The organism is Dermatophilus sp. B7861-1, assembly GCF_058996045.1.
Map to the genome: position 1 here is coordinate 2505727 of NZ_CM180082.1, position 18068 is coordinate 2523794.

General features: G+C 60.4%; 15 protein-coding genes. 10 read left to right on the plus strand and 5 right to left on the minus strand.

Annotated elements, in window-relative coordinates:
* Positions 1-280 precede the first annotated feature (280 nt).
* Both AC2T9U_RS11080 and AC2T9U_RS11085 read right to left on the minus strand, forming a co-directional pair.
* Positions 281-1687 (minus strand): lytic transglycosylase domain-containing protein, encoded by a 1407-nt coding sequence (locus AC2T9U_RS11080; RefSeq protein WP_493696121.1) that lies wholly within the window; start codon positions 1685-1687, stop codon positions 281-283.
* Positions 1688-1990: 303 nt separating this feature from the next.
* A complete protein-coding gene (locus AC2T9U_RS11085) occupies positions 1991-5074 on the minus strand; it encodes a glycine--tRNA ligase (protein WP_493696960.1) in 3084 nt (1027 codons plus the stop codon).
* Positions 5075-5230: 156 nt separating this feature from the next.
* Between AC2T9U_RS11085 and AC2T9U_RS11090 the strand changes: the two genes are divergently transcribed.
* Together AC2T9U_RS11090 and def are read left to right on the plus strand one after the other, a co-directional pair.
* On the plus strand, positions 5231-6196 hold the full coding sequence (locus AC2T9U_RS11090; RefSeq protein ID WP_493696122.1) for an NAD(P)-dependent oxidoreductase: 966 nt from the start codon (positions 5231-5233) through the stop codon (positions 6194-6196).
* A 219-nt stretch (positions 6197-6415) separates the two neighbouring features.
* Positions 6416-7054: a peptide deformylase gene (gene def, locus AC2T9U_RS11095; RefSeq protein ID WP_258553281.1), complete on the plus strand. Its 639-nt coding sequence runs from the start codon at positions 6416-6418 to the stop codon at positions 7052-7054.
* A gap of 344 nt (positions 7055-7398) precedes the next feature.
* Here def and AC2T9U_RS11100 read toward each other — a convergent pair whose 3' ends face one another.
* Entirely contained in the window at positions 7399-8313 is a 915-nt protein-coding gene (locus AC2T9U_RS11100) for a polysaccharide deacetylase family protein (RefSeq protein ID WP_208304251.1), read from the minus strand.
* 102 nt (positions 8314-8415) lie between these two features.
* Positions 8416-9639 carry a hypothetical protein gene (locus tag AC2T9U_RS11105; RefSeq protein WP_493696123.1) on the minus strand — a complete coding sequence of 408 codons (1224 nt, stop codon included), beginning with the start codon at positions 9637-9639 and terminating at the stop codon, positions 8416-8418.
* A gap of 380 nt (positions 9640-10019) precedes the next feature.
* Between AC2T9U_RS11105 and map the strand changes: the two genes are divergently transcribed.
* From map to AC2T9U_RS11135, 6 genes are all read left to right on the plus strand, one after another.
* Positions 10020-10799, plus strand: coding sequence for a type I methionyl aminopeptidase (map, locus tag AC2T9U_RS11110; RefSeq protein ID WP_493696124.1), 780 nt, complete (start codon positions 10020-10022; stop codon positions 10797-10799).
* 283 nt (positions 10800-11082) lie between these two features.
* A complete protein-coding gene (locus AC2T9U_RS11115) occupies positions 11083-11469 on the plus strand; it encodes a hypothetical protein (RefSeq protein WP_493696125.1) in 387 nt (128 codons plus the stop codon).
* Complete coding sequence (locus tag AC2T9U_RS11120; protein WP_493696126.1) at positions 11469-11879, plus strand: hypothetical protein; 411 nt, start codon at positions 11469-11471, stop codon at positions 11877-11879. Before AC2T9U_RS11115 ends, AC2T9U_RS11120 begins: the two co-directional genes overlap by 1 nt.
* Before the next feature lie 51 nt (positions 11880-11930).
* The gene (locus AC2T9U_RS11125; protein WP_493696127.1) at positions 11931-13325 is read left to right on the plus strand and encodes a UTP--glucose-1-phosphate uridylyltransferase; all 1395 of its coding nucleotides are present in this window, start codon (positions 11931-11933) and stop codon (positions 13323-13325) included.
* Positions 13322-13996, plus strand: a complete 675-nt coding sequence (locus AC2T9U_RS11130) for a SanA/YdcF family protein (RefSeq protein WP_493696128.1) — start codon at positions 13322-13324, stop codon at positions 13994-13996. Before AC2T9U_RS11125 ends, AC2T9U_RS11130 begins: the two co-directional genes overlap by 4 nt.
* Before the next feature lie 67 nt (positions 13997-14063).
* Positions 14064-14684 carry a class I SAM-dependent methyltransferase gene (locus tag AC2T9U_RS11135; RefSeq protein WP_493696129.1) on the plus strand — a complete coding sequence of 207 codons (621 nt, stop codon included), beginning with the start codon at positions 14064-14066 and terminating at the stop codon, positions 14682-14684.
* Between the two features lie 34 nt (positions 14685-14718).
* Here the strand turns inward: AC2T9U_RS11135 and AC2T9U_RS11140 are convergent, their stop codons facing one another.
* Entirely contained in the window at positions 14719-15009 is a 291-nt protein-coding gene (locus AC2T9U_RS11140) for a PspC domain-containing protein (protein ID WP_493696130.1), read from the minus strand.
* A 427-nt stretch (positions 15010-15436) separates the two neighbouring features.
* Between AC2T9U_RS11140 and AC2T9U_RS11145 the strand changes: the two genes are divergently transcribed.
* Complete coding sequence (locus AC2T9U_RS11145) at positions 15437-16417, plus strand: hypothetical protein (RefSeq protein WP_493696131.1); 981 nt, start codon at positions 15437-15439, stop codon at positions 16415-16417.
* Between the two features lie 425 nt (positions 16418-16842).
* Positions 16843-18039, plus strand: coding sequence for a TerC family protein (locus AC2T9U_RS11150; protein WP_493696132.1), 1197 nt, complete (start codon positions 16843-16845; stop codon positions 18037-18039).
* Positions 18040-18068 lie beyond the last annotated feature (29 nt).

Genomic DNA, 18068 nt, shown 5'->3' on the forward strand with positions numbered 1-18068 from the left:
TTCCGCCTGAGTTGGTTCGTCGACCACCTGTGAGGGAAGGGCGATGAGACAGCACAAAGCGGGCACCGGGGGAATCGAGCAGTCACATCCGGTGCATGGAAGTTTTTCGGGGCCAACCTACCCGCAGGTGGCGGTTTGACGGAACCCTGGTCCCAGTTCGCCTGTGCGCTGGGCAAGTCAATATCGAGATTGACGGCGTATCTTCTCGGATATTGGAATACGCGGTGGAGGTAGCGTCGCTGCTACAAGCGTTTCTGAGACATCCCTGAGCCTATTCAGGTCACCTTGAGGAGGCGGAAGCTGTGGGAGCTGGGAAGGGAAGTTGATCCTTCTCACAGACAGGCAGTTTCGCGTGGTCAGGTTCTGTCCAGTCGATGGTGGGTTCCCCTGGACCAGGGGTCCACGTCGGGCTGGCAGTGGGGTTGGGACGGCAAGTTGGCATGGGCGTGGTGGGGGTGCTGGGCGTAGTGGTGGAGGTGGGGTTGGGGCTAGTTGGTGTGGTGAAAGTGGGAGCTGGTTGGGTAGGCCTCGCCGTGGTGGGTGTGGGCGTGGTAGGTGTTGGCTTGGGCCGTGTTGTGGCTGGCGGGCGCGGCGTGGTGGGTGTGGTGATAGGTGTGGTGGGATTCTTGGTAGGTGTGCTGGGTTTGCTGGTGGCAGTGGGTTTGGTGCTCGTGGGAGAAGCTGTGGCTGTGGGGGCGGGGTGAGTTTCCGAAGCGGTGGTGTCTGTGGTTTTGCTTGGTACTGCGTGGACTTCACGCGGTGGCGTGACTGGGACGCGGCCATCTCGGTAGGCCATGGCTCCGGCGATGACGTCTTGAACGTATTGGCTTGAGTTGTTGTAGCGCAGAATGGCTTTAGCGAGGTCGGTGCTGTTAGTCATTTTTCCGCCGCCGCCGCATAGATATAGGGCGGCGCTGGCAGCAGCGTCGTCAACTTGGGAGGGGTTTGCGGTTCCGTCTGCGTTGCCGTCTGTGCCGGCACCTGCGTTCCAGGTGCCGGGGATGAATTGCATGGGGCCAACTGCTCGGTCGAAGAGTGTGTCGCCGTCGAGGGCACCGTGGTCGGTGTCGTTGATGCGGGCGATTCCTGGGGTTTGGCCGTCTAAGCGTGGGCCGAGAATTCGGGTTCGGGTGACTCCGTTGGCGTCGACGTCGCCGTTGGATGCGTGTCCGGATTCGACACGGCCGATTCCGGCGAGGAGCCACCAGGGCATTTTGCAGGAAGGTGCGCGTTTAGCAGCGAGGTATTCGCCCCGTTTGTAGGCCAGGACCATGCGTGCGGGGATGGTGCCGTTCACGGGGGCAGCGGTGACTTTGCTTGCTGGGGGCACGGCTGCGGCGGAGGCGGTCTTCATCGCAGCTTGGATGAGTTGTGCTGCTTCTACGGGGGTGAGGGGATGCCCGCTGGGGGTGGTGGCCGGTGAGGTAGAGGTGGCCGGGGATGTGGCTGGCGGTGGAGTGGTGGTGGCTGCTCCGACGCTGAGCACGCCAGTGGTGACGATGCCCGCTGCGGCGAGCCCTGCTACTACTCCGCTGATGTGCCCGCGGGTGAGTTTGATGATTTTGGTGTTGGGTGTGGCTGGGGTGCTGGTTTCGTTGAGGTTGTGATCGCTGGTGGTTTTCGCGTGATGTGCGTCCGCGGCACGGTCCTCGTGGTTTTTTCGGTTACGTGCGAATCCGCCCAACATCAGCTGTGTCAGCCCCTCACGACTTGTCCCTGGTGGTTTTCACCATTCAACGGGGTGAGGGCGTTTGAGTCCCGTATTGTCGTATCCAACTCGCATATAAATTGCGGGGTGTCTTTTCAGGATGTCGTGTCTGTGGCGGCTCTATGTGGTTGGCGTGGGCAAATGCAGTTTCATAGCGCGAGCTGTGTGGGTGGTGGGTTGTATTTAAGGCCGGTGGTGCTCGGGGGCTTGTTGAAGAAGTTTTTCTGGGCCCAAGGGGGGGGATCCATGGAATCCATGGATCCCCCCCTTTTTTTGGGCTGGTTATCCGCGTTGAGTGAGAGCGATGTCTACGGCTTTCCAGTCGATGCCTTCGGGAGCGAGGTCAAGAACGCTAGCGAGCAGTCCTAGGCGGGCTGCTTTCACTGCTGGATCCTGGGCCATGACGAGGATGTCGTCGAAGAATGTTGCCGCTGTTGTGACGAGTGTTCCTGCGGAGTGCACGAAATCCGTGAGCGAGGAGCTGGCGGGGCAGTGTCCGGCGCTCTGGAGGGATTGGACCTCGTTAGCGAGGGCTTTTTCAGCGGGTTCGTTCAGGTGGTCGTGGTCAATCCCGGTGTTGGTTCCGGCGGGGATGATACGCACGATGCGCACCATGGTTGCGACCACGTCAGCGAACTCGTGACTGGTGCTATCGGAGTTCATGAGCTCGGTGATCTGGTTGAGGAGTTCAGCGGCTCGTCCGGGTGCATTCGCGGCGGGCAGGATCGCGGTGATGACCTCCGCGGGGATACCTTCATCGCGGAGCAGCTGGGCGTAACGGCCGATTGTGAAGTCCAGCGCGGCTTGGGCGGCACCGTCAACAGGTTCGATTCCTTGTTCGCGTAGCCGTTCCAGCGCAGCTGCCAGGCCGTCGGCAATGGTGATTCCGGCAAGCGGGGTACCTGCTGCCTCGCGCAGAATGCGAACCACGCCGAGTGCGGCGCGGCGTAGTCCATAGGGGTCTGAGGAACCGGTGGGCTTGGCTCCGACGGCAAACATGGCTGCCAGCAGATCAAACCTATCCCCCAGGGCCAGCAGGCTTCCGGGCAGGGTAGCCGGTACTGGGTCCGCGGAGGTGTGCGGCTCTTCCATTTCAGCCAGGGCAGTCGCTACAGCCTCGGTTTCACCTTTAATGCGGGCATATTCGCGGGCAACGAACCCAGCTAGTGAGCTCATTTCGACAACCATTTTGCTGGCGAGGTCGAATTTGGCAAGTGTTCCTGCGCGGGTGAGGGTGTCTCGTTCAGTGTCAGCGAGTTCCAAACGTGTGCTCAGCGCGGTGGCCACATCGGCGATGCGGCGGGCGCGCATACCTACCGAGCCGAGGCGGTTCTCGAAGGTGAGTTTTTCTAGGCCGGGGATGAATGATTCGAGAGTGTCTTCGGCTAGATCGCTGTTCCAGAAGAATAGGGCGTCCTCGTAGCGGGCACGGATGACGGATTCGTTTCCGGCGCGGACGACATTGTCATCGCATAAACCGTTGGCGATGGTGACGAAGTGGGGTTTGAGGGTGCCGTCGGGTCCGTAGACAGGCAGGTAGCGCTGGTGTTTGCGCATGACGGTGACGAGTACCTTCTCGGGTAGGTCTAGATAGCGCTCGTCAAAGTGCCCGAGGACGCCGTGGGGGTCTTCGACAAGGTTGGTGATTTCGTCGACGAGTTCGGCGTAGGTATCGAAGTCGATGGTTCCGCCGACTTCGGCGGCAAGGGCGGTGGCTTGTTCGATGATGGCGTCGCGGCGCGCTTGGGTGGATAGCTCGATGTGCCCGGCGCAGATGGTGCTGGTAAGTGCGTTCGCGTCGGGGATGTCGACCCATCCGACGGCAGCTCCGTCTGCGCGGCGGCCGGTGACGGCGGTGCTTGCGGTGGTGCGTTGCAGGTAGGTGCGCCGTCCGGAGTGCACGTTGGAGACGTCGACGGGTACGACGCTCGATCCCCAGAGCGCTACAAGCCAGCGGATGGCGCGGGAGAACGACAGGTTGGGGTCGTTCCAGCGCATGTTCTTTTCAGCGCGGAGGGATTCGATGGTTTCGGTGATGATTTCGCTGGCGACCTCAAGTACACCCCGGCCAGCGATTTTCACAGCGACGGCGGCGTGGTCGTTGCCGCCGATGCTGGCTTTGATGATCTGTTCTTCAGTGACTCCTTGACCGCGCATAAAGCCTTGCAGTGCGCGGGTGGGGTTTGCCTCGGCGTCGAACGCAGCACTCCACTTGGGGCCTTTGCGTAGTTGTTCGGCGTCGGGTTCAACGGCGGCGAGGTCGTTGATGATGGCAACGATGCGGCGAGGGGTGCCTTCAACGGTGATGTCGCCGTGGCTCAGGCGAGTGGCGGCGAGTTTTGTGGTGAGAGCTTCACGGACCGCGTCGATGGTTTGGGGAAGAACATGCGGGGGTAGTTCTTCGACACCGATTTCCACAGCGAGGGTTTGAGGCGTGGATGGCAGGCTGGTGGTGTCGAGGGGTTCGCGGGTGAATTCGCTGCGTGGGGTTTCACGCATGAGCGGTAGGCCGAGTTCTTCACGGCGTTCGATCCATAGGGCCGCGGTGTCGCGCATAAGACGACGCATGGTGCCGAAGGCTTTGGCTCGTTCGGTGGTGGAGATTGCTCCGCGAGAGTCTTGGATATTGAAGGCGTGGCTGGATTTGAGCACGTACTGGTGTGCCGGGACGGGAAGGCGCACGTCGATCATGCGCTGGGCTTCGGCGACGTAATGCTCATAGAGGGCGTGGTTAGCCTCAACGTCTGCTTCGTCGATGTAGTAGCGGCTCATTTCGTATTCCTGTTGGAGGAATACGTCCGCGTAGGTGATGTGTTCGCCGTTGGGTTTGATGGCGTAGACGATGTCTTTGAAGTCGGTGACGCCTTGTTGGGCCATGATGATGCGTTCCATCCCGTAGGTGAGTTCGACAGGGATGGGGTCCAGGGTTTGGCCACCTACTTGCTGAAAGTAGGTGAATTGTGTGATTTCCATTCCGTCGAGCCAGACTTCCCACCCAAGTCCCCAGGCTCCGATGGCAGGTTGGGCCCAGTTGTCTTCGACGAAGCGCACGTCGTGGGCGTCCAGGTCGATGCCGATAGCTTCGAGGCTGCCGAGGTAGAGCTCTTGGGGGTCGCCTGGTTCGGGTTTGAGGATGACTTGATATTGGGTGTGGGTTTGGAGACGGTTGGGGTTTTCGCCGTAGCGGGAGTCGTCGGGGCGCACTGACGGTTCGACGTATGCGACGTCCCAGGGTTCGGGGCCAAGTACACGTAGAACGGTGGCGGCATTCATGGTTCCGGCACCGACCTCGGTGTTATTTGGCTGCCATGTAAGGCAGCCTTTCTCGGTCCAGTATTCGTTGAGCTTGATGAGGGCGTCTTGCATCGTCAGCACGCCGCTCAGCCTACCGACCTCCGGGCGTACTGCGGTGGCCACGCTGTGCGTGGTGTGCAGTCGTGTTTGTGGGCGTGTCTATTGCGTGCGGTGTGGGGTGGGGGGCGAACGTGGTTGATGCAACGTTGCTGAGTGAGGAGTTCACTGATGAAGGTTTTGCTTCCTGTGGAATACACCGGTCCCGCGCCGATTTTCCCAGCTGGTTCTGGGGTGGAGGTGGTGCGATATTCCGGATCTGGTGGGGTGCCGCCGCAGCATCGTGATGCGCAGGTGTTGGTGGTGTGGGGTCAGGGGGCACAGCTGTTGGCAGATGCTGCGGCCACCATGACCGATCTTCAGTTGGTGCAAGCGTTAGCGGCTGGTCCGGATGCGGTGTTGGCTGCGGGATTTGGGGAGGAGGTGACGGTTTGCACCGGGGTTGGTCTGCATGATCGTCCGGTGGCCGAGCATGCTCTTGCGCTGGTTTTGGCGTTGCTGCGGCAGTTGCCGCAAGCGTGGGTGAGCCAGGAGCGTTGTGAGTGGAATGACGACATTGGTGGCGTGCAGACGATGCGTCGTGAAGACGGTCGGGCAACCACGCTGATTGGTGCGCGGGTGACGGTGTGGGGGTTTGGCAGCATTGGTCAGACGTTGGCGCCGGTGTTGCGGGCGTTGGGTGCAGAGGTGACGGGGGTTGCGCGTTCTGCTGGTGAGCGTGCGGGTTTTCCGGTGGTGACCTCGGATGAGTTCGCGTCGGTATTGCCGCGTACTGATGTGCTGGTGATGGTGTTGCCGCATTCTGCTTCGACAGTGAAGGCGTTGGATGCGGGGGTGATTGATTTGTTGCCTGATACGGCGTTGGTGGTGAATGTGGGGCGTGGGTCGACGGTGGATGAGGATGCGTTGGTGGCGGCGTTGCGTCAGGGGCGTTTGGGGGGTGCGGCGTTGGATGTTGCTTCGGTGGAGCCGTTGCCATCGCATTCACCGCTGTGGAGTGCGCCGAATGTGTTTATTACGCCGCATGCTGCTGGTGGGCGGCCGTTGGGCGCGGATGAGTTGATTGTGCAGAACGTGATGGCGCTGCGTCAGGGGCGTCCGTTGCGGAATGTGTGCCATACGCCCAGTGGCATGTAGATCTTGCGAACTTCTAGGGGATTGGCCGGGCTTGGGCGAGTTGGTTAGAGGTGTTGTCGGCGCGGCGCTCGTGCTGGTCTTCCCGTGGGGCACGGATCGGGGACAATGGTTTACATGTGCCCCAGCTTTTCCTCTTTTGGATCGTTCAGCCGTGACCAGTCGCGTTCATCGTCGCTGGTGGGAGGTCGGGATTCTCGGCCTCGGTTCATGGGTGAGCCTGTGAATAAGCTGCCGGATCCTCTGGTGGAGGTGCGGCGAGGTAAGCGGTTGCGGATCACGGTGCGTGGGGAGAGCGTGCTGCACGAGCCTGCTGCTGACGTCACTGATTTTGGGTCTAAGGAGTTGCGCGAACTGGTCAATGACATGTTCGCGACGATGGAGTGCGCTAACGGGGTGGGGTTGGCTGCCACGCAGGTTGGTGTGGGGTTGCGGCTGTTTGTGTATGACTGCCCGGACGCGTATGAGGTGCGGCATGTGGGTCACATGTGCAACCCGACTTACACGGTGCTGGATGAGGACGAGACGGTGACAGACAAAGAGGGTTGTTTGTCTGTTCCGGGTGCGTTTGCTGAGTTGACGCGTCCTACGCGGGTGCGTGCAGATGGTTTCGATATTCGGGGTAACCCGATTCATCTGGAGGGTGTGGGGCTGTTTGCTCGCTGCCTGCAGCATGAGATCGACCATTTGAACGGCATTTTGTATGTCGATCACTTGGATGAAGATGCGTTGCAGGGTGCTCTGGCCGAAAGTGATGAGAAACGTCACGAGACGTGGCAGGAGTGGGACGAAAACGCTGAGGATCTGGGCAAGTCGACGGGTCCTGAAGTGCAGTCCGCTAACCCGCCTGCTACTGCTTGATCGTGGTGGGCCGCTACGGGAAGCTGAGGCGGCCTGTCATTTCTTTTCCTTGATGGGGGCTAGGGGTGTCTGCCAAATGCCCGCGTGGTCGAGAAGGGGCACTGTGCTGTCGTGGTTCTGTGTTCGCCTCGGACGGCCGATTCTTGACCGCCGCCGTCTTCTTCTGCCGCAGTCGGTCAGTTCAGGTTAAAAGTGGCCCTCGACTGGGCTAGCTCTGGAATCTGGGTTACCGACGCCTGGCGCATTCTTCGTCTATGGCTGATTCGATCTCGGAGCGAAGGTCGTTGTGCTGGGGGCCGAGCCCGCAGGTTTCGATGTTGATCCGGCAGAACTGCGCTCATGCCCTAGCCGCTGTAGCGAGAGTCTTTCCCGGCGGTGGCGAATCCTTGCAGGGTTTTTGGCATGTTTTCGGCAGTGATTGTGGCGCCAGCGAGCTGGCGGCGGATGGTGTAGAGCGGCCGGGTTGGGTCAACGGGTTTGTCTTGAAGTTGATAAGCCGCCCGATATCCGGCTTTTTTCACTAGGTCGGCGCCGTCAGCGTCCCAGACTCCATAGGGGTAGGCGAGGTCGAGAACAGGTTTCCCGGTGATTTTTTCCAGTGTTTGTCTGGGGCCGAGAAGTTGTTGTTGCAGCTGGGCTTGGGTGAATTGGTCGACGCGGTGGTGGTCCCAGGTGTGGGCGCCGATGGTCATTCCGGCGTCGGCCATTTCTTTGATGTTGGCTTTGGTGACCCATCCGTTGTTGCCGATAACGACGGTCATGATGAAGAAGGTGCCGGTCATGCCTTTTTCTTTGAGGATGCGGAAGGCGTGTGCGTGTTGGTTGTCTTTGCCGTCATCAAAAGTGAGCATCACTGGTTTGGGTGGTAGCGGGGCACCTGTCGTGATGTGTTGGTGGTATTGGTCGCCAGAAATGGTGGTGTAGCCAGCGTTTTTGATGGCGTCTAGTTGTGCGGAGAACCTGTCTGGGGGAAGCACGAGGATGCTGCGTGTGTACTCGGTGTCTTCGCTGGTCCAGTCACGGACCTGGTGGTAGCACAGGACGGGAACGATGGTTCGGGCTGCCATTTGGGCAGGTGTACCGGGGGTGTTTGTTGGGTTTTGTGTAGAAGAGGAGTCGTTGTGGCCTTTTGTGCCTTGGTCTGCGGTTTTGTTGTTTGCTCCGCAGGCGCTTAGGCATGCCAGACCAGTTAGTCCTAAGGCTCCGCTGATCACTGCGCGGCGGGTGAGCGTAGGCGTGTCGTTGAGGGGGGTCTCCATCGTGAATCACCTGTTCCCGTGTCATCGTCTATACACGGGAAGGGTATGCATGCAACGTTAGCGGATGCCGTAGCGCCGCTATCGACGCGCCGAGCCCTTCGCTCAGGAGGCGTTGTCTTCCTTCGCTTTTTCAGCAGAAGCCTCAGAGACGTGGTCACGCTCAATCTCATGGTCATAGTGCCCGTAAGCACCCCGGATGGCAGCCCAATACCAGAACGGCATGATGATGATCTCTGCTAGCGCCATCGACCAGGCCGCACCGAACGCCCCCCAAAAGTATGTTCCCGGAATGAGCATCGCCAGCAAAAGCGGGGCTTTAAACACATTGATGCGGAAGGTGCGGCGGGCTAGCCCCATACCCAGCAGCAGCGCACCTGCCCCGGAAGTAAAGCTCGCTACAACAGAAAGGACACCCATAGGCAGGATCACTTCGCGGGTGCCATCCCAGGTTTCGTTCAAGAGGGCTAAGCCCACATCGTGCGGGATAAGCAGCAAAACAGTCACGTAGAACGCTGAAAGAAGCCCTGTCCCGATGGACAGCGCCCACATTCCGCGCATGCGGGCTTTGGGTCCCATCTCTGCGCGACGAGAAATCTCCGGCACAGCAAATGCGAGCGCAGCCTGGCCCAGAACATTGAGTGGGCCGCGCAGGGTGTCTACACCACGGATTGAGCCGGAGTCACGGGTGCTGCCTAAAACGGGGATGAGTAGCTGCCCTAGCTGTGCTGCGCCGAGTCCGAGGACATACATGCCGAAGAGGTACTTGACCAGGTCACGTTTGTCGCGGAACCAGTCGCCGGTGGCGCTGAGTCGAGGCCAGCTACGCAGAAGCAACGCGCCGACGATGGCTGACAGAACTCCAGCTACTCCCCAGCTGAGGGTGAGGATGCCAACTTCGGTCCAGCCCAGGGCAACGAGAGCGAAGAGGAATCCGAACTGCAGGACCGCTTTGATGACGTCGATGAGGGCAGCCAAGTGGGGTTGCCCGTTGGCGAAGAACGCCATCCTGAAGTTGTCCTGCACCATAAGGGCGGGTAAGCATGGCGCCAGTGCGAGGAGTACGTGACCGACTGCCCCTCCGATGCCGAGCCCGGCCAGCAGGCAGATAGCTGAGCCGAGCAGCCCCATCGCGAGAGTGGCTCCGTTGGCGCGGGCGGTTGCTTCTCGGAACTGTTCGATGCTGTCTGCGCTGTGATGAATTTGCAGGGGTTGCCCGGAGGCAGACTTCGCTACTGCTACTCCGATGCCGTAGATAAGGAAACCGATGGCGAAGGCACCAAAAGATTCGTCACCGACGTGGCGCGCCACCACGATGCTCAGGAACATGTTGGCCAGTGAGTAGATCCCCTGGTCAATCAGATTCCAGCTTGCACGCGTTGCTAGTTTGCGCACCTATACCGTCCATTCCCCCGCTGGTGAGTGGGTCTTCACCAGCGCGCTCCCCCCGCGTAGCCTGGTGATAACGACCCCATTCATACCGCCGTAAGACACAAGGATCATGTTCGGGCGGCTAGCTGCTCGCATCTCGTGAGCAGCGTATTGGAGTCTAGTGAGGCCGCCGGGCAGTGGTCTATCCCCGATGCACCCACATAAAGATATGGGGGCCTGAATGCGCCGGAATTGTCTGCCACAGCAACCGCGCACAAAGTTGGGCTGGCCGCGAGCGGCTAGGTGGGGCGTGATGAACCATAAGAAAGGGAATGTGGATGCTCGAGTACCGCACTGCTGCCGAGATCGAGGCGATGCGTCCAGCTGGTGAGTTCGTTGCCGCGACATTGGCGACGCTAGCCGCCGAAGTGCGAGTGGGAGACAACCTGCTCGACATTGATGCACGTGCACACGAACTGGTTAAAGAGCGGGGCGCGCAGAGCTGTTACTTGGACTATCACCCCAGCTTCGGTGGTTCGAAGTTCGGTCACGTGATCTGTCTGTCGGTCAACGACGCTGTCCTGCATGGGCGCCCCCGGAACCAGGTACTTCAAGACGGAGATTTGTTGAGCCTGGACTTCGCGGTATCTGTCGATGGCTGGGTGGCTGACTCGGCACGCTCGATCATTGTGGGAACCCCCCGCGAAGAAGACCAACGACTCATCGCCACCACCGAAGAAGCTCTCTGCCGCGCGATTGACAAAGCACGTGTGGGCAACAAACTCGGTGACATCTCCGCAGCTATCGGGGAGTACTCCCGCTCGCAGGGGTACAGCGTGAACACCCAGTTCGGAGGACATGGGGTAGGCCGAACCATGCACGGAGAACCGCACGTGCCCAACGATGGCCGCCCCGGCCGCGGATTGAAATTGCGCCCCGGTCTGGTCATCGCGATTGAACCGTGGCTAATGGCCACAACCCACGAGATCTACACCGACCCAGAAGACACCTGGACTTTGCGAAGCAAAGACGGCTCCCGCGGTGCCCATTCTGAACACACCATCGCCATCACAGAAGAAGGCCCGATCGTGCTGACAGCACGACCTGATGGCGTCTAATCACCCCATCAATACGTGTGAGGCCCGGCTAACTCGGTTCCCCCACCGAGCTAAGCCGGGCCGTCACGTTCCCCTCCCAGTAGAACCAGTGGCGCGATCCCCCTTACGTCACTGACTCACATCAACACGAACGACTTCGCTTCCCCGTAGCCGCGCCCGCGCTGACACTCTCTACATCGGCACTGCCGTCGAAGTGTTACACCCGTCCAAGAAAAAATTTCACTAATTTTCGGACGTACAGTGGGGACTACCCCGCCCATCCACACGCAGGAGCCGCGCCGCAATGATCGCAGCCCTCGAAATCATCTCCATCATCACCGCCTGCCTGGCTGGCCTGACCCTCCTGCTGGCTATTCCACCTGCCATTCCCCGCCCTATCGGCCTGGCAATAACCGCTATCTGCACCCTCGTGGTCTTTGCTGGTGTCATCGTCGACATCATCGCCCTCATCACCGGCGAAGCTCACCACATCCCCAGCATCGCAACGCACATCAGCTATCTCATCAGCACCCCTTTGATCGTTCCCGCTGGCTTCGCCCTCACCTACAAAAAACTCGACCGCTGGGGACTGGTGATCATCGGCGTCGCTACCCTCATCGCCACCTTCATGCTCATCCGCCAAGTTCAAACCCTCGGAATCCCATTCGGCTATCTCAACGTGAGTCACTGATGAACACCACCGAAACCACCTCCGGCCCCGGACGCCTCTTCACCCTCATCTATGGCGTCTTTGCCGTTGGCGCCACCTCACGCGCCGTCTACCAACTAGCTACTAACGCCGCCCAAGCACCATTGGCCTACACTCTCTCGGCACTGTCGGCCACCATCTACGTCATCGCGCTGGTGCTTCTCCTGCGCTGGGGGCACCCCGGCTCCCGCGCCGCGCTGCGCACCATATGCCTCATCGAGCTAGCGGGCGTGCTCATTATCGGCACCCTGAGCATCCTCCAACCCCAGCTCTTTCCTCGCGCCACCGTTTGGTCTTACTACGGCATCGGATACCTACTCCTACCTCTCATCCTGCCCATTCTTGTGCTGCGCTGGATGCAGCGCACCGCTTCCCCACGCAACACACCCTGACCTACCAGCAGACCCCCGCCCAAACCACCAATCCACACCTAAGATCGGGCCATGACAGCGATCACGCCTCCCGGACTACAGCACGCACGCCAAAAAATGCAGGACGCCGGAGCCAGCCCCGCAGCGATCGCCACATTCGAGTCCTACTACCATCAACTCGCTTCCGGCAGCACCGGACTCATCCCCGAAGAAAGCATCACCCCTATCCGGGAACTGCCCACCCTCGCCGAGAGGAGCACCGACCCCGAAGCCGACGCTGCCGCCCTGAAAAAAACCGTCATCATCAAACTCAACGGCGGTCTAGGCACCTCCATGGGGTTAGACAAAGCCAAAACATTGCTGCCTGTGCGTGAGGGTATGAACTTCCTCGACATCATCGTCGACCAAGTCACCAAAGCCCGCGCAACCTACGCAGCACCTCTCCCCCTGCTGTTCATGAACAGCTTCAACACCCAAACCGATACCCTCCAGGCCCTGAAAAAATATCCTCACCTGGCCGTCGAGAACCTACCTATTGACTTCCTGCAGTCCCAAGAACCCAAACTCCACGCCAACACCCTTGAACCAGTCAGCTGGCCCACCGACCCCGCCCTCGAATGGTGCCCACCTGGCCACGGTGACCTCTACCCCTCACTACTAGACACCGGTATCCTCGAACAACTCATCGAAGCCGGATACGAATACGCCAACGTCTCCAACGCAGACAACCTCGGGGCCGCACCCAACGCCCAACTAGCAGGCTGGTTCGCCTCCACCGGCTCAGCCTTCGCCATGGAAGTGTGCAAACGCACCCAAATGGACCGCAAAGGCGGCCACCTCGCCCAACGCCTCAGCGACAACCGGCTCGTCCTACGCGAAGTCGCTCAAACCCTGCCCGAAGACCTCGATGACTTCCAAGACATCACCAAGCACGCCTACTTCAACACCAACACCCTCTGGCTCCACCTACCTGCACTTCTGCGCACCCTCCAACACAAAAACGGCGCCATCGGCCTACCTATGATCGCCAACCGAAAAACGGTCGACCCCAAAGACGCCACCACCACCCCCGTGATCCAAATCGAATCTGCCATGGGCGCAGCCATCGAAATCTTTGACGACGCCACCGCCATCGAAGTCCCCCGGTCCCGTTTCCTTCCAGTCAAAACCACCAACGAGCTCCTGCTCATCCGTTCCGACGTCTACCACCGAGACGCACACGGACACCTGGTCATGACCGCCGATACCGCCCCCACCATCACCCTGGACCCCAACCACTACAAGAAAATCGCTGATTTCGAAGCACGGTTCCCCGCCGGACCGCCTTCCCTATGCCAGGCAGAATCCCTCACCATTGAAGGTGACTGGACATTCGAAAACGACATCGTCATCACCGGAACAACCACCCTGACCGCCACTGAACACGACGGAGCTAGAACCGTTCCTGCCGGAACGCACCTGCCATGAAAAACACCGCACTGCCAAAACCCCTCATCTACACCCTGCTCACCACTGGCGTCACGCTTGGAGGCATCAGCCTCGCGATGGCCGGATCCAGCTTGTGGATCTATCGAGCCTCCCAATGGCGTGTTTTCTCCGCCCACCAACTCGGCATCACAACCGACCGCACCACCAGCGAGGGCCTACACCCAGCCACCGTCATGGTTCTCGGCGCCCAGGCATATCCCGAAGGGCGCCCCAGCCCGTTCCTGGCTGCCCGCCTGGATGTTGCTCTACAACTGTGGAACGCCAACCTCGCCGAACGCATCCTCGTCACCGGCGACGGCAACTCCGGGGGACTGGGCGAAACCACCACCATGGCCAACTACTTACGCGAACACGGAATCCCTGCAGACAAAATCGACCACGACCCCATCGGCATCAACACCTACGCCTCCATGCGTAACGCCGCTGAGGCTGGAATCACCCAGATGTACGTCGTCTCACAACGCTTCCACCTACCTCGCGCTGTGGCCCTAGCCCGCGCCGCCGGCATTGACGCCATCGGCATCGCTGACGACACCACCAACACCTCACCTGAATGGGCCGAAGGCGAAATCCGTGAGCTCTTCGCCGGAATCAAAGCCGCCACCCGCACCCTGAGCGACCTCACCGTGGGACAGATACACCGCCGCTAACCACCCAACACATCCACGTAGGGTGCAACGCAGCAACCAATCATTACCCCTACGAAAAGAGGCCTCCATGACCGCGCCCGCCAACGACTACGAACCCAGCGCCTGGGACAACATCATTGCCCAGAACCCCAACCACTCCATCTGGTACCGCGACCGTTGGCGCACCATGAGCGCCAACGGTGAAGACATCTTCGGCGAAGCCCGACTCATCGACGCCATGGCTACCCGAGGCTGCCGCATCCTGGACGCCGGATGTGGCAGCGGACGCGTCGGCGGCTACCTGGCCCAACACGGGCACACCATAGTTGGCGTCGACGGCGACCCTGTCCTCATCGAGGCAGCACGCCAGGATTACCCCCAAGCCACCTGGATCACCGAAAACCTCGCAGCCCTCGACCTGCCCGCGCATGAGATCACTGACCCATTCGACATGATCGTGTGCGCTGGCAACGTCATGACCTTCCTAGCCCCCAGCACTCGCCAGCGCGTACTCACCCGCTTGGCCGCACACCTGACACCCGCTGGACGAGCGGTCATCGGATTCGGCGCAGGACGCGGATACGAGTTCGACGAATTCTTCCACGACGCAGCCCAAGCAGGGCTGACCCCATCCCTGAACCTGGCCAGCTGGGATCTCCAACCGTACGAAAACGGAAACTTCCTCGTGTCAGTACTACGCCGCTGCTAAAAACCAACGCCCCTACCCCCACCCAGCGCACAGGTCAACGGCGAGGTGGCACGTAGTCCTGGGGACTATGGCCAATAACCGGCATCGAATGCCCACCCACCACGCCAGGACGCCAGTCCTGGCGTGGCATACATACCCACATAATCGGATACAGCACCGCTGGGCTTCCTGGCACCACCACCATGCCCGCAAACACCAACACCCGCATCAATTTCACGTCCATACCAAACTTGCCTGCCAGGCCAGCACACACTCCACCCAGCCAGCCACGGTCCGTGTCGCGGACCAAACCCATCTTGTATAGCGACCTACGCACACTTTGCACAGCAGACTCCTTCAGCCAGAACACAATCCATGCGAGGCCATAGCCACGCCCACACCCCCATCATGCCCCGTTCCTCACCAGGAAAGAAGCTTTCTGACACCCAAAAAACCAACCCATAACAGACAACTCATTTACCCGATCTTGACCACCAAGAAAGCCACGCCTCAGCCCCGTGGGACACACGACGAGTAGGCTCACTCACAGAGTGACCGCAACTATCGTTCCAGCGGCCGCGACCCAACCCAGGTCGCGAGCAAACCACTGGTCTAACGAGATTGCTGTTAGCTTCGCCCATCGTCGAAGTGCTCGAGGTCCAGACAACGGGCCGCAGCGGTAGCAACACCGGAATAGGGGACCGGTTCACACGGGCGTGACGTTCCAGCGAAGCCCACCCTGCCCATGTCCGCTGCTGCCCCGCGAGGTCATCGTGCGTATACGCAATCCTCTCATCGCGACTGCCGACGCCGAATGCCTCATCAGACTCGCGCGCCTGCACGTCCTGATGCGAGACGCCTACCGCTCCGACCCCACCATCACCCAGCTGAAGCTCGAAGGCCTGGACGCACTACGCCTCGACGCCGTCAGCACTCTCACCAAACTCGAACGCAGCAACCGATACGACAACCACTGCCCCACCACAGGAACCGAACGGCCCCCCACCGGCCCCACAAGCAGCACCGCACTCCCCGGAACCACAGGTGTGCAGCTCGCAGAACGGCTACGCACCGCCTTGAACGTCCTCGCTGAACACGAGTCGGCCACAATCTGCCGCCGCGTACTGCTTGACCTCCTCTTCTCCATCGACGTCCCCCAACACCACCACTGGGCCCGCCGAAGCGAACTACTCATCTCAGACATAGCCGGACTACTGGACCTCAACATCTCCAGCACCGACCTGACCCGCCTCGTCCGCTCCCACCGAAATATCCAACGCACCCTGTGGCAAACCACCCGACACAGCGGAATCGAGGCAACCCCCCGCGCCCAAGGCGACCCCCACGAAGCTCTCGCCGAAGCAATGTCCAACGCCATGTGCGTGCGCTACGAATCCGGGCTCATCGCCGCCATAGCCCTCATGCGCTCCCACGAAAACCGCGGCCCCCTATCCATCGCCGGAGGGGCACTCTTCGACAGCCTCGAGTCAGGAACCCAACCAAGCATCGACAAATACATCGGCACCGCAGTGGCACGCACCAGCCTCACCGCACTCGTCCACCACCTCGCAACCTGCGAAATCGTCGCCACCGACGACCTCGACGTACGCCACGCACTCCCAACCCTGCTACGCGGCCTACGCGCCGACATGCTCGCAGCACAAGCCCGAGACGACGCCGAAAGCCGTGCCCTGGCCGCCGCAGCACGCATCGTGCAAGAAGCACGAAACCGCCTCGAAGGAACGCCCCGATAAACCCCGCACAAGCAGCCAGCACCTACTGACCTGCCTGCACCACCAGCTCTCTGGAGACGACCCGCGCTAAAGGTTGGCTTGCACCATCTTCAACGCCGCACAAACTCCCGTGTAGGCTCAAGTCACATCCCTGTTCGCGAAGACGAGTTCGAGAACGACCGACACCCTGCCCGGGGTACCGGCACGTAACGAGCTCTGGTGTTTGCGTGGACCGGGTCCGCGGAATCGCCACACGGATCACCGACATGCGACGACGTTCTCGCTCGTCCCGGTGTCGGCAGCGCTACGGGGGCCACAGGCCCAGAGGCCGGACCAGCTCCGTCCCCTGCTGCTTCGGCGAGGGTGTTCCACGACAACACCCTACAGATCGCCCCCCGTGTGCTTCCTTCGTGGCTTACCGACCCAGACTCGAGAGAGGGCAGCAAGTGGATATCCCCGCCATCGTGTGGGAGGGAACGATCGCTCTGATCGTCGCGCTCCTGGCGTATGACTTCTTCTTCCACATCCGGAAGGCACACATACCAACACTCAAAGAAGCCGCGATCTGGTCGGCTCTCTATGTGGGCATCGCCGTCGCATTCGGAGCAGCGGTATGGGTAATCGGCGGCGCCGAAATGGGCGGGGAATGGTTCGCCGGATACATCACCGAGAAAGCGTTGAGCGTCGACAACCTCTTCGTCTTCCTCATCATCATGAGCAGCTTCAAAGTGCCCAGGGCAGACCAACAAAAAGTTCTGCTCTTCGGCATCGTCTTCGCGCTCTTGGCCCGCAGCGCATTCATCTTCGTCGGCGCCGCAGCCATCAACGCCTTCGCTGCCGTGTTCTACATCTTCGGCGCCATCCTCATCTGGACCGCATTCGGCATGGTTAAAAGCGAACTCAGCGGTGAAGAAGAAGACCCTGCCGAAGAAGCCGACAACATCATCGTCCGCATCGCACGTAAGATCTTCCACACCACCGACTACTACGACGGCGACCGCATGACCACGATGGTGGACGGAAAACGCCACCTCACTCCCATGCTGCTGGTCATGGTCGCTATCGGTGGCACGGACCTACTCTTTGCTTTGGACTCAATCCCGGCGATCTTCGGCCTAACCCAAAACGTCTTCAACGTTTTCACGGCAACCGCCTTCTCCCTCATGGGGCTGCGCCAGCTTTACTTCCTCATCGATGGGCTCCTGGACCGACTCATCTACCTCAGCTGGGGCCTTTCCACGATCCTGTTCTTCATCGGGGTCAAGCTGATTTTGCACGCCATGCACGAGAACAACCTGCCCTGGCTCAACAACGGCGAACCCATCCATGTACCTGAGGTAGGCATCGGCCTATCTCTAAGCGTCATCATCGGCGTTCTAGCGATCACGGTCATCGCTTCCCTTTTGTCCCCCAAGGGCAAAGCGGTCTCCTTGATCAACAACACCAACCGCCACGCCATGACCTACATCGACCTGGACAGCGATGTCGACGCCGAATACCGCGAAGAGACCTACCAGAAAATGCTCGTCGAAGAGCGCAGCCTGCGCAGCATCGATGACCGCTTCAAACACCTGGTAGAAGAACACAAAGAACTCGAAAAACACCTCGCCGAGGCACATGCCCTCCACGCCAAGCACGGCTAATCCGGAGCTGGTTACCCCAAGCAACAACG

Bases quoted from the DNA above. Each gene is read 5' to 3' on its own strand.
- AC2T9U_RS11080 (WP_493696121.1), bottom strand. From the start codon at position 1,687: ATGTTGGGCGGATTCGCACGTAACCGAAAAAACCACGAGGACCGTGCC.
- AC2T9U_RS11085 (WP_493696960.1), bottom strand. From the start codon at position 5,074: ATGCAAGACGCCCTCATCAAGCTCAACGAATACTGGACCGAGAAAGGC.
- AC2T9U_RS11090 (WP_493696122.1), top strand. From the start codon at position 5,231: ATGAAGGTTTTGCTTCCTGTGGAATACACCGGTCCCGCGCCGATTTTC.
- AC2T9U_RS11100 (WP_208304251.1), bottom strand. From the start codon at position 8,313: ATGGAGACCCCCCTCAACGACACGCCTACGCTCACCCGCCGCGCAGTG.
- AC2T9U_RS11105 (WP_493696123.1), bottom strand. From the start codon at position 9,639: ATGTTCCTGAGCATCGTGGTGGCGCGCCACGTCGGTGACGAATCTTTT.
- map (WP_493696124.1), top strand. From the start codon at position 10,020: ATGCTCGAGTACCGCACTGCTGCCGAGATCGAGGCGATGCGTCCAGCT.
- AC2T9U_RS11115 (WP_493696125.1), top strand. From the start codon at position 11,083: ATGATCGCAGCCCTCGAAATCATCTCCATCATCACCGCCTGCCTGGCT.
- AC2T9U_RS11120 (WP_493696126.1), top strand. From the start codon at position 11,469: ATGAACACCACCGAAACCACCTCCGGCCCCGGACGCCTCTTCACCCTC.
- AC2T9U_RS11125 (WP_493696127.1), top strand. From the start codon at position 11,931: ATGACAGCGATCACGCCTCCCGGACTACAGCACGCACGCCAAAAAATG.
- AC2T9U_RS11130 (WP_493696128.1), top strand. From the start codon at position 13,322: ATGAAAAACACCGCACTGCCAAAACCCCTCATCTACACCCTGCTCACC.
- AC2T9U_RS11135 (WP_493696129.1), top strand. From the start codon at position 14,064: ATGACCGCGCCCGCCAACGACTACGAACCCAGCGCCTGGGACAACATC.